10 protein-coding genes are annotated in these 12,191 nt (G+C 51.5%); 8 read left to right on the top strand and 2 right to left on the bottom strand.

What is annotated here, in order from left to right:
• Positions 1–11 precede the first annotated feature (11 nt).
• From GZZ87_RS08070 to GZZ87_RS08090, 5 genes are all read left to right on the top strand, one after another.
• Complete coding sequence (locus GZZ87_RS08070) at positions 12–1,700, top strand: GspE/PulE family protein (protein WP_162027609.1); 1,689 nt, start codon at positions 12–14, stop codon at positions 1,698–1,700.
• Between the two features lie 24 nt (positions 1,701–1,724).
• On the top strand, positions 1,725–2,978 hold the full coding sequence (locus GZZ87_RS08075; protein WP_162027608.1) for a type II secretion system F family protein: 1,254 nt from the start codon (positions 1,725–1,727) through the stop codon (positions 2,976–2,978).
• A 129-nt stretch (positions 2,979–3,107) separates the two neighbouring features.
• Positions 3,108–4,358: a M48 family metallopeptidase gene (locus GZZ87_RS08080; RefSeq protein ID WP_162027607.1), complete on the top strand. Its 1,251-nt coding sequence runs from the start codon at positions 3,108–3,110 to the stop codon at positions 4,356–4,358.
• 31 nt (positions 4,359–4,389) lie between these two features.
• On the top strand, positions 4,390–5,319 hold the full coding sequence (locus GZZ87_RS08085) for an endonuclease/exonuclease/phosphatase family protein (RefSeq protein ID WP_162051172.1): 930 nt from the start codon (positions 4,390–4,392) through the stop codon (positions 5,317–5,319).
• Positions 5,320–5,391: 72 nt separating this feature from the next.
• Positions 5,392–6,171 (top strand): MBL fold metallo-hydrolase, encoded by a 780-nt coding sequence (locus GZZ87_RS08090; protein WP_162027605.1) that lies wholly within the window; start codon positions 5,392–5,394, stop codon positions 6,169–6,171.
• Between the two features lie 373 nt (positions 6,172–6,544).
• On the opposite strand, the gene GZZ87_RS08095 is transcribed toward GZZ87_RS08090, so the two are convergent.
• Positions 6,545–7,522: an acetyl-CoA carboxylase carboxyltransferase subunit alpha gene (locus GZZ87_RS08095; protein WP_162027604.1), complete on the bottom strand. Its 978-nt coding sequence runs from the start codon at positions 7,520–7,522 to the stop codon at positions 6,545–6,547.
• A 54-nt stretch (positions 7,523–7,576) separates the two neighbouring features.
• On the bottom strand, positions 7,577–7,936 hold the full coding sequence (locus GZZ87_RS08100; protein WP_162027603.1) for a tetratricopeptide repeat protein: 360 nt from the start codon (positions 7,934–7,936) through the stop codon (positions 7,577–7,579).
• 59 nt (positions 7,937–7,995) lie between these two features.
• Between GZZ87_RS08100 and GZZ87_RS08105 the strand changes: the two genes are divergently transcribed.
• The 3 genes from GZZ87_RS08105 (at position 7,996) to GZZ87_RS08115 (ending at position 12,191) form a co-directional block, all read left to right on the top strand.
• Positions 7,996–8,700, top strand: a complete 705-nt coding sequence (locus GZZ87_RS08105; RefSeq protein ID WP_162027602.1) for a hypothetical protein — start codon at positions 7,996–7,998, stop codon at positions 8,698–8,700.
• A 137-nt stretch (positions 8,701–8,837) separates the two neighbouring features.
• Positions 8,838–11,507, top strand: coding sequence for a tetratricopeptide repeat protein (locus tag GZZ87_RS08110; RefSeq protein ID WP_162027601.1), 2,670 nt, complete (start codon positions 8,838–8,840; stop codon positions 11,505–11,507).
• A gap of 33 nt (positions 11,508–11,540) precedes the next feature.
• The gene (locus GZZ87_RS08115; protein ID WP_162027600.1) at positions 11,541–12,191 is read left to right on the top strand and encodes a MotA/TolQ/ExbB proton channel family protein; all 651 of its coding nucleotides are present in this window, start codon (positions 11,541–11,543) and stop codon (positions 12,189–12,191) included.

Consider the following 12,191-nt stretch of genomic DNA (forward strand, 5'->3'; position numbering starts at 1 on the left):
TACATACCCCGATGTTCGAAGATCATAACGATACCGTATACGAAATAATCAAGTCCGCTGAGCTGCTCGATCTTGCGCAGCTTGAGGAGCTGAATGAGTCGCACCTGCACACTGGTAAATCGCTCGCCGATGCGGTGATTGATTCAGGTGTGGTCGAGCGCACTACTGTCCTATCTGCAGTGGCAAGTTACCTTGGTTATTCATATCAAGAGACAGTGCCGAATTCTGTTCCTGAGGATGTCGCCTCGGCGGTTAAGGCCAGCACGGCTCGGATGTATGCCGTCGTGCCTTTTGCCGCGGATGCCACATCAATTTCATTGCTGGCTAAAGATCCGTTTAATCCGAGCATCATCGATGACCTGACCTTTACCTTGAATAAGGATATTGAGATCGTGGTTTGTGATCCAGAGTTCATGGATGATCTGATTGTCGCAACCTATGGCGAAGAAGACTCCTCCATCGATGATATTCTAGGTGATTTGGGCGATAGTTTTGACTCCGTCGATGAAGATCTGTCGGGCTCTGACTTGACTGATATGGCGAATCAAACGCCGATCATTCGTTTTGTGAACTTAGTGCTACAGCAGGCGATTAAAGATCAGGCATCTGACGTTCACTTTGAGCCCTTTGAGGACCAGTTCCGTATTCGCTATCGTATTGACGGTGCGCTGTATGAAATGGCTCCGCCGCCTAAGAGTCTCGCAATTCCCGTTATTTCGCGTATTAAGGTGCTGTCTAATATGAACATCTCGGAATCTCGTATTCCGCAGGATGGTCGTATTAAGATGACGATTGCCGGGCGCCCCGTTGATTTACGTGTGTCGACTCTGCCGACACAATTTGGTGAGTCTGTGGTGCTTCGTGTCTTAGATAAGTCGGTGGTGAACCTCGACTTGGAAGCCTTGAGTTTGCCGGATGATATTTTGCAGACGATTCGTGATCTCGTGAATCGCCCGAACGGTATTTTCATTGTGACTGGGCCGACAGGGTCGGGTAAAACGACTACGCTCTATAGTGCGCTTCGTGAAGTAAATAGTGTCGAGACGAAGATTCTAACTGCGGAAGATCCCGTGGAGTATGAGATCGATGGTATCATGCAGGTTGCGGTGAACCACCAGGTGGGGCTCGACTTCGCCCGTGCGCTTCGCGCCTTCCTTCGTCAAGATCCGGACAAGATTATGATCGGGGAAATTCGTGACTTGGAGACTGCTCAAATTGCGGTGCAAGCGTCCCTGACCGGTCACGTTGTGTTGAGCACGCTGCACACGAATGATGCGTCTGGTGCGGTGACGCGTCTCATTGACATGGGGCTTGAGCCATTCCTGATTTCCGCTTCACTTGAAGCGATCCTAGCACAGCGCTTGGTGCGTCGTATTTGTAAGACTTGCCGCACTGCTTATGAGCCTGGACATGATTTGATCGAGTTGTTGGATGTTGATCCACTTGAAATTGCAGAGAAAGACTTCTTCTACGGAGATGGTTGCCCTGAGTGTAGCAACACTGGCTATAAGGGACGTGTTGGCCTCTTTGAAATGATCGTGGTTTCCGACGCTGTTCGTGAATTGATCAATAACCGTGCCCCAACGCTCGCGATTAAGCAAAAAGCTCTGGAGCAGGGCATGCGAAGCTTGCGTGATGATGGTCTACGTGCCATTTTCGACGGCAATTCTACGATCGAAGAAGTTCTTAAGTATACTTAATTCATAAACCTCAAATTATCCCCCATGGCAAAATTTAAATACACGGCGATTGATCAGAACGGTAAGCAAAAGGCCGGCTCGATTGATGCAGCTAGTCAAGATGAAGCGAGCTCGAAGGTCAGTGCAATGGGCTTGATGCCCACGAATATCACTGCAGCCAGCGGTTCCGTATCTGCGAAATCGAAGAAGTCCGCTAAGACGAAAGGCAAGCCTTCGGGCTTTTCTTTTGGTTCGGTTGTTAAGCCAGAAGAGCTGACAACTTTTACACGTCAATTGGCTACCTTGCTACAGGCTGGTTTACCGCTTCTCAGAGCGCTCGAGGTCATGACTCGCCAAGAGAAGAACCTTCGCTTTAAGGCATGCTTGGAGCAGATTGCAGATCAAGTAAAGTCAGGTAATACATTTTCCGATGGTTTGCTTCAGCATCCTAAGGTCTTCGATCGCCTTTATGTGAACATGATCAAAGCTGGTGAAGCCGGTGGTGTGCTTGATGTGGTGCTGTCGCGTCTAGCGGGCTTCATGGAAAAAGCGCAACGCACGAAAAAGAAGGTCAAGTCTGCGATGGTTTATCCAATTGTGGTCGTCGGCGTTGCCGTTGCGATCGTCGTTCTTTTGATGGTCGTGGTGGTTCCTAAGTTCCAAGCGATTTTTGATGACATGCTTGGTGGCGCGGCATTGCCTGGCCCGACTCAGTTGGTCGTCGGTATGAGTAATTTCCTAAAGGAAAATATTCTGATTTCGATGGGACTGATAGTTATATTGTTTTTTGCGATGAAGTTTCTGCTTCGCACGGAGGTGGGTTCGAAGGCCTTTAATTGGTGCGCGATCAACCTTCCGAAGATCGGTGATCTGGTGACTAAGGTGAATATTGCTCGTATTACACGCACGTTTGGAACGCTGCTTTCCAGTGGTGTGCCAATTCTGCAAGCGATCACCATTACCAAGGACATTACTGGTAATGTCTTCTATACCAATGCGCTGTCTCGTATTCACGACTCTGTTCGTGATGGTGAGTCACTCTCTGCACCGATGGCTCGCGAGAAAGTCTTCCCTGATATGGTGACTAGTATGGTCGATGTGGGTGAAGAGACAGGTGAGCTATCTGAGATGTTGAATCGTGTTGCGGATAATTACGACGAAGACGTTGATAATGCCGTGGCCGGTATTACCTCAATCATTGAGCCGATCATGATCGTGTTCCTTGCTGTGGTTGTCGGTTTCATCGTGATTGCGCTGTTCTTGCCAATCGTCGAGATTATCAAGCAGTTGACTGGTTGATCCGATTGCAATCGAACTTTCAAAAACCCGCGACCTTGTGTCGCGGGTTTTTTATTGTCTGCATGTATGTGAATGCGTGTGAGGATTTGCTTTACCCTTCGCAGCAAAGTCTCTGTTGTTGGCGGTTCGATGAATACGATTTTGATAGCTTTTGTAGCCCTCCTTGTCCTGAAGTATGCCACCAGCACGATTCTGGATGTCATCAATATGAGGCATGTGAAATGTCAGTCTGCGGCGGTGCCGGAGAGCTTTCGTGATTTTATCGATTTGCCGACCTATCAGAAGTCGATCGATTACACCGTAGCTAAGACGCGTTTCGGTCTGGTGAGCGACTTGTATGATACTGCGGTGCTAGCCGTCGTGGTTCTATCGGGATTGTTACCTTGGCTCTACGTGAGCTTGAGCGGTGTGTTTGGCTCTGGTCTCTGGGGGCAGGCGTTGGTTTTGTTCTTAGTGGCAATATTGCTTGGTTTGCCAGGGATGCCGTTTGAGTGGTGGAGCACCTTTCGCTTGGAGGAGCGTTTCGGATTTAACAAAAGCACCCAAAAACTTTGGCTGGTGGATAAGGTCAAGGGTTTCGCGCTTGGCTTTGTGATTGGTTATCCATTACTCGCACTATTGATTTTTTTAGTCACCAGTGCGGGGTCGCTTTGGTGGGTGTGGGGCTTTGCTGTCTTCTTTATCTTTCAACTGGTGATGGTCGTTGCTTATCCGATGTTCATTATGCCGCTATTTAATAAAATGGAGCCGATGGAAGATGGAGAGCTAAAGAATCGGCTGTTCGCACTTGCGGATCGCACTGGCTTTAAGGCGCAAACGATTCTGGTGATCGACGGGAGTAAACGCTCTGGTCACTCCAATGCATTCTTCGCAGGGTTCGGTCGCTTTCGCCGTATCGTGCTGTATGATACATTGATCGAGCAGATGGGGCACGAGGAGTTAGAGGCCGTGCTCGCGCATGAGATCGGGCACTACAAAAAGGGGCACATTCCTAAGATGATTGCACTTTCGGGTGCCACGACACTTGGCATGTTTGCCTTGCTCGGTTGGTTAGCTGGAGGCACGTGGTTTGCCGAGGCGTTTTCTTTTAGTGGAGAGGCCGCAACTGAGTTTGTGCCAGTGTTGTTGCTGTTCATGCTGCTGAGTGGTTTGTTGACGTTTTGGCTGTCGCCTTTTACCAGTCTGTGGTCGCGTAAGCATGAGTATGAGGCAGATGCGTTTGCACGCGATGCGATGGACACCGCAGAGCCATTGATCCGCGCGTTGAAGAAATTACACAAGGAGAATTTGAGCAACTTAACGCCGCATCCCTCGTATAGCCGATTCTACTATTCGCACCCGACGCTGCTCGAACGCGAAAGTTCGTTGCTAAATCGATAGCGGTATATAGTATATTTAAGTTATGCGTTTGATGTTGAGTCAGTTATATCTGTGTTGTTTGGGGCTTCTTTGCCTGTGTTCGGCATCCGCAGAATCCGTTCGTTTAGCGACTTATAATCTGAATAATTATTTAGTGATGGATCGACATGTCGGTGCGGTCTGGCGTCCGTCTTATCCGAAGCCAGAGGCGGAGAAGGCGATCATTCGTGAAGTGATCAAAGGCTCATTGCCAGATGTATTGGCGCTACAGGAGATGGGGACGCTGCCGTTTCTTGAGGAATTACGTGCGGATCTTGCGCAGGATGGCGTGCATTATCCCTACGCGATCCATATGGAGGGAGTGGATGAGGTGCGTCATTTGGCAGTGCTCTCAAAGTTGCCTCCAGTTGAGGTCGTAAAGCACGAAGACTTAGATTTTAAGTATATCGACGGTCGCGAATTAGTGAAACGAGGCATGCTTGAAGTCTCTTTTGGACGTTCAGATGGTAGTCGATTTAAGTTGTTTGTGGTGCATTTGAAGAGCCGTTGGACGGATGTGAAGGCGGATCCAGATTCTCAACTGCGTCGCACGCGTGAGGCCGAGGCTTGCCGAAATCGAATTGTAGAGCGCACGTATGATATGGGTGTGGCGGATTTTATTATTGCCGGCGACTTTAACGATCATCCTGGCAGTGGCACCTTGCGTCGTTTCTATCAGCGGGGACGTTTGAAGATTGGTGCATTAGTCCCAGCTTCTGATTCGAGAGGGGAGCAGTGGACGTATTATTACCATAAACAAGTGGTCTATTCGCTCGTCGATGGCTTTGTCGTCTCGGGCTCGCTTTCACCTCAGATAGAGGCGGGAGATGGGCATATTGTGGATATTCCTGGCGCATTGATTGGTAGTGACCATCGTATGGTGTATCTTGATTTGGTTGAGTCAGAGACCACGCCGAGCGTCGAAGATGCTCCGATCCATTAACTTTGGTTAATTTTTCGTGGAGCTGAGATACTCGGTTGCCAGCTTACGGGGAAGTAGCAACGGTGTGAATATATGGAAATTGTATTTTTAGGCACGGGCACATCTCAGGGGGTGCCGATGATTGCACAGCCGGATGGAGGATGTGATTTAGATAACCCGATGAACTGGCGCACTCGGACCTCGATTCATGTCGAGATGGGCGGTCACCATATTCAAGTTGATGCGGCTCCAGAGTTTCGCATGCAGTGTATCCAAAATCAGGTGACACAAATCGACACCTTTATTTTAACGCATCCACACGCTGACCATATTCTGGGGATGGATGATCTTCGTCGCTTTTGTGATCTGAACGGTGGCGTTGCGCTTCCTGTTTATAGCAGTCCGGATGGTCTGCAGCGTATTCGGGAGATATTTCCGTATGCGATTTTGGATAAGCCAGTGGTCAAGGGTTACCCTGCGTTCAAGCTGGAGGAAATGCCGCAAGTGCTGGAGGTGCCAGGTGGTAGTATTGAATCTGTGTATTTGCCGCATGGGAATATGCAGGTGATTGGGCTGATCTTTACAGAAGCAGAGACAGGCAAATCATTCGCTTACTATACGGATTGTAAAGAAGTGGGCGAAGAAGCGCGGCTTCTTGCTGAAGATGCCGATGTGGTGGTGTTAGATGGTTTGCGTCCAGAACCACACCCTTCGCATATGTCTGTATCCGAGGCAGTTCAGACGGCCAAGGAGATGGATGCGAGCCTTTCGTTCCTGACGCACATGACGTATATGGTCGACCATGAGACGACAGAGGCAGACTTGCCGGATAATATTCGCCTAGCTTACGACGGTCTTCGAGTGAGCTGGTAGCTAGGGACTTTTGTTTTTTGGCAGGGGTGGCCTCCGTGCTGAGCTTTACCCATAAGTGTGTATCTTCTTGTTGTCGCGATGAACGCGATTCTTTGAGCTCCTCCCCTGCCAAGCATATCCTTCTATATAAGTCAGAGAGTCGTGAAGTTAGAAATCAATGGCTCCTTCCCTTCGCAGGGAAGGAGCTTTTTTACCACTAACTTCACACATTCTCAACTTATGGGTAAAGCTCAGCCTCCGCGCCGTCCGCCGAGCCCAGCCGCTCAGCACCAGCACTCTGTAGGACGAGGCGGAGCTCGTCCCTCCCGAAATGAACACAAAAAAATCCCCGTCAGTTACCTGACGGGGATTTGAGTAGTAGAGTGGTTGTGCCTTACGAGGCCGCTGCTGTATCTGCGTATTCCCCGAGCTTGCGGAATTTTTCGTAGCGGTCGTCGAGCAACTTCTTGAGGCTCTTTTTCTCGAGCTTCTTCAGTGTTTCGAGGATCGCAGCCTTCATTGTCGCTGCAGCTTCATCGTGATCGCGATGAGCGCCGCCAGTCGGCTCAGGCAAGATACGATCCACCACGCCGAAACCCTTGAGGTGGGTCGGGCTGAATTTCAGTGCGTCCGCTGCGTGTGGTGCTGCCGCGCGGTCCTTCCAGAGAATCGCTGCGCAACCTTCTGGTGATATCACTGAGTAGTAGCCGTTTTCAAAGATCATGACTTCGTCGGCCACTGCGATGCCGAGTGCCCCGCCAGAGCCGCCTTCGCCGATCACGATGGTGACGATCGGCACTTTGAGTGCGCTCATATCGCGAATGTTCACCGCGATGGCTTCGGCGACGTGGCGTTCTTCAGCGCCGATGCCTGGATAGGCGCCCGGCGTGTCGACTAGAGTCACGATGGGCATGTCGAATTTCTCTGCCATTTCCATGAGGCGCATCGCTTTACGGTAGCCTTCTGGGTGTGGGCAACCGAAGTTGCGGAGTAAATTTTCTCGTGTGTTGCGGCCTTTTTGTTGGCCAATGACCATGACTGGCTTGCCGTCAATAAAAGCAGGGCCGCCGACGATTGCAGCGTCTTCGCGAAAGCGGCGATCACCGTGCAGTTCTTCGAAGTCGGTGAATACACGCTCGATATAATCGAGTGAGTAGGGGCGCTTCGGGTGACGCGAGAGTTGCACGCGTTGCCAAGCGGTGAGATCCGAGTAGATGTCGGCCTTCATCTGCTCGATCTTCTTTTCGATCGTCGCGATTTCGCTGCTGACATCGACCTTCGATTCTTTCGAGACCTGGTTGAGGGTGATGAGTTGCTTCTCTAGCTCGCGCAGAGGTTTTTCGAATTCAAGAGTGTAGGTTACGTCTTCCATGGTAGTTTGTATAGTAGTCGATTTAGCGGGTCGATTTATCGGCTGTCAATGCCGCTAAATGCCGTCCTTCTCGGGGGGTGATTTAAGTTCGTCTTTCCAGCCAAGCATTCGTGCCTGTGCGCCGTAGTGCTCTGCCTTGTCTTTATCGCCGCGCTCGACCCAGATTCGAGAGAGGCTGGTGTTGATGTGAATGTCGTCCGGCTTCAGTGCGTGCGCTTTCTCTGCAGCTTCTAGTGCATTGTCGTAGTGCCCCTCCGAAAAGTGGATTTCAGTCAGGGCGTGCCAGGTTTCAAATGAATCCGGGTGAGCGGCGCTAAGTGTCGCTAGTTTGGTGAGTGCTGCCTCGCTTTCGCCCATTGTGAAGTCAAATGTGGCATCGTCGATTTGGTCTTGGAGAGAAGTGTCGTCCGTCATGTCTTTAAGGTTGCCCTAAGAGGGAGGCAGTTTTGAGTAGACAAGAGTTATCTCATCTTATGGCCGACCCGCAAATCGAAAAACTCCTTATTGTTCAACATCGCGACGTATCGCTCCTAAAAATCGAGCAAGATCTTGCTCGAATACCGATAGAGCGCGCGGCAGTTGAGTCTGCGATTGCGGAAGAAGAGGCGAATATTGAGGCCGCGCGTCAATCGCTGATCGCTAAGGAGGTCGAGCGTAAGGACTTAGATCTGGAAGTTAAAGGGAAGGAGACTGCACTTCAGCGTTTTCGCACTCAGCAGGTGGAGGTGAAGAAGAACGACGAGTATCAGGCGCTCACACATCAGATTGAGCAAACTGAAGCTGAAATTTCATCGCTGGAAGAGCGCGAGATCGAGTTGATGCTGGATATTGACACGGTCAAAGAAGCATTTGAGGCCGAAAAAGCGGTCATTTTGGTTCGAATTGAAGAGCAACGTAAAGAAATCGCCCTGCTGACTGAACGGGAGCAGAATCTACAAGCATCGGTCGATGCGGCTCGGGCGGAAGTTGAAGCCGCGCGTGTTGGCGTTGATGCAGACTATCTCCAGCAATACGACCGAGTGAAGAAAATGGTAAAGCGTGCGCCTTTCTTAGCGAAGGTAGAGGCACATAAATGCGGTGGCTGTCACTTGAGAGTCTCGAATGAGGTCTCTCGCGGCGCTCAGGATGCAGGCGAGCCACATTTCTGTGATCAGTGCGCGCGCATGGTTTACGCTTAACTGTTCTCAGAGTGACCATCGCGCTTGCGAGGCGTGTTGCACTGTTGGCTCACCATTTTAGTGCTGCGGCAATTGTCGAATCGGGTGAAAATCCTTTTGCAACCTGTGGCGGGACTCTTTGTCATTCACACCCTTAGATGTTGTTTAACTTTTCTGTCTTTATTCGTTTGAAACGACGCTGTGCGTTCGCAGTGCTCTTAATTGGAGCGCTCGTTCCTGTTGTGCATGGGCAAGCGCCGTTGGTCACTGATCAGGTGGATGTGCTGGATACGAATGAGCTGGTTGTTTTTGAATGGAAGGCGGATGCTGCGGGTCGTGCGCTAGGGGCGGGGCTTGCGGTGTTGGCGGAGGGTTTGTATCGTGAACTACTAGAGGTTCCGGGGGTGGCTCCAGAGGACAGGGCTAAGCTGCAGGTGCAACTGGCTGCTTCATTGATTGCGCAACGTCGTTTTGTGGTGGCTCGCTCGGTGTTAACTGAGGTGCCAGAGGCGGAGCAGGGGGATCGCTATCATTTGTATTTGGCGGTGTGCGCGTATGGCAGTGGGCGCAATGTGGATCAAGAGACTCTGAACAGTGCGCTTGCAAAGGTCTCTGAGTCTGAGTTGCCACCAGAAGAGCTTCCTTGGTTATACTTATTACGAGGCTTGCGGGCTGAGCTTTCGGGGCGACCGGCAAGGGTGGCCCCGGCCTTTAGAAAAGCGAAGGCGGCGTCGGTTTCCGAGGCGCAGCGGGCGTTTTTTGATAGTTTGCTACTGCGCGAGCAGATTTTAAGGACGCCTTCAAGCGAGGAGTATGCGGCGGCGGCGCGGGAGCAATTTGAACTGCTGATGGGCACTTCGGCGGCGTATCCTTATGTGCGAGAGTATGCGATTATTCTTCACAATCAAGGGCGTAGCGAAGAAGCGATTGCGTTGATTACTGCAGAATTGGCAAACGCGCGCTCTGGCTATGGCAGTAGTCAGCGCGAGCAGTTGTTGCTGTTGAAAGGGCTTTTATATGGAGCGGATACTTTGAGCGGCCGTGATGCGTTACGGGCGTTGGTGCGTGAGGGGAAGAATCGTGATGTGATGGCAGTGGCGCTTCAGTTGCTGGCGGGTGCGAGCACTTCGTTGGAGCGGGCGGAGTTGATTGATTTTCTCAATGGTTTTATGCCCGGGCCAGGGCAGGATCCCAGGCTGCAGGCGGGGGCGCACCCTCTGTTGGGACAGATGTATTATATTCGTAGTCAGCTTTCGCTTGCTCGCGGCGAAACGACTGCGGCCGAGGAGGATGCACGACGCTTATTGGAGCAATTTCCGGGGTTGAGCGAGATTACGAATGTGTATCGTTTGCTGGCGTATGCGGCGTTGCAACGGACGCCAGCTCAATATCGTGCGGCGGCCGATTTCTTGATCCAATTGCGCGATCAAACGGAGAGCCTCGAGTCGCGCCAGATACTGAACCGATTGATCGGTGATTGTTATTTCCTGAATAATGACTACCGCAATGCAATCGATTTCTATCAAGCGGCGCGCTATAAGGGAGTGGGCGTGGATCATAATGGGGCACTCTTTCTGCGTTTAGTCACGGCGGAGGTGAGAGGTGGTCAGATCGAGGCGGCCTTACAGCAAATCGATGAGGCGGATTTTAGTGGGACTGTGGCGCCTGCGGATCGGTGGCGGGCGGAGTGGAATGTTGCTCTGGCCTTGCAATCTGCTGGTGAATTGGAGGCGGCATTGAACCGTGTGCGCTTAATACTGGGAGATAATAGTGTGAAATCGGTGTCGACTGCGTTGGAATTACGCCTGCGCTGGCTAGAGGCGCGGTTGGCATTAATGGCCGGTGATACCGAGGGGGTGCTGGAGCGAGTTGATCAGCTGTTGGCACGAATTATTTCTCTACCAGAGAATGCTGAGGACCCTAGTCCAGCCGAGGTGCGGTTATTGCGCACCGAGGTGTTGCTGTTGCAGGCTGACATCTTGATGGGGTCTGGTGAGTCGACGGCAGGCATGGAAGTCTTAAGCAGTTTGCGCACAGGATATGCTGAGAGTTCGGCTGCGGAGCGCTCGTATATCACAGAGGCGGACTATCATGCATCGATTGGAGATTTTGAGGCGGCTCAAGCGACGTTGCTAAAGTTGGCCTCGCTGTATGAGTCCAGTGAATTGGCTTCGCAGGCATTGTTCGAGGCGGCATTGTATTGTGAACGTCGCGGGCCAGAGCATTTTGCAGAGGCGGTGCGTGTGCATCATGATCTGACGGTGCGCTACCCAGCGGATTCGCTGTATTTCGCGGCTCGCTTGAAGCAAGGGGACTTACTTCGGCTGATGAATGACTTTGCTGGTGCACAAATCATTTATGAGGATTTGATCCATTCATTCCCCGAGCATGCACGTCGTTATGTGGCGGAGTTATCGCGTGCGGACTGCATGTTGGCGCTGGCCAAGGATAATGACGAGCAGTTGAAGGATGTGGCCTTGGCGTTGGAACGCCTAATGGATATGCCGAACCTGCCAATCGACTTTCAGGCAGAGGTGGGCTACAAGTGGGGCTTTGCGTTGATGCAGCGTGGTGCCTTGGCAGAGGCGCAGAAGATTTTTACGCTCATCGCCAGCAACTTTTTGCTCGATGGTGAGAATGCGACGCGCTTGGGGCGGACTGGTCGTTACTGGATGTCGCGGGCATTATTGGAGCTGGGAGCTGGCCTCGAGGCGAGCGGTGAACTGGCGGAGGCGCGTCGTGTTTACCGGAAAATGGTGGCTTATAATCTTCCTGGTCGAAATCTTGCGCAGTCGCGTGCGAACCGATTACCAGTGGTCGAAGAGTAGGGCGACTGCTATCATTTTAGAAAAAATCATTTCATGGATTACTTGCAACATACATTCATTCTTCAGGGCGGACCAGTCATGTATCCGCTGCTCTTCGTCAGCCTATTGGGCTTTGTGTTATTTATTGAGCGCGCGTTATTTCTGCATAAGGGGCAGGTCGGCACAGAGGATTTCCTGAGTGGTATTAAGAACTTGGTGAGTAAGAAGCGCCTAGTTGAGGCGTTGACGCTCTGCGAGGATACGCCAGGGCCGATGGCGCGTATTGTGAAGTCTGCTTTGCTGCATTATGGTGAATCCAGTGCGAGTATCCGCTCGGCGATTCAGTCGGCTGCGATTGTTGAGATTCCTGTGTTAGAGCGGCGAATTGGCACTATTGCTGCCTTGGCGCGGGTGGCGCCGTTGTTGGGTTTTTTGGGCACTGTGATTGCTGCGCTTCAGGCGCTCTATCACCTCGAGGCTGCGAATGGAAATAGTGGCGAGTTTAGTCGGTTATTGGCAGAGGCGTTGATTACCTCGGCTTCGGGGCTAGCAATCGCGGTGATGGCGACTTTGGCGCATCACTTCCTCTGTGGTCGCGTGCGTGCTCTGGTGCATGACTTCGAGTGGGTTGGGCACAATATCCACGAATTTTTGACGGTTGAGGCTGAGAAAGAGTCAACACCGATTGAAGGGGGAGACGCATAA

The sequence above is a fragment of the Lentimonas sp. CC4 genome (assembly GCF_902728235.1).
Taxonomy (GTDB): domain Bacteria; phylum Verrucomicrobiota; class Verrucomicrobiia; order Opitutales; family Coraliomargaritaceae; genus Lentimonas.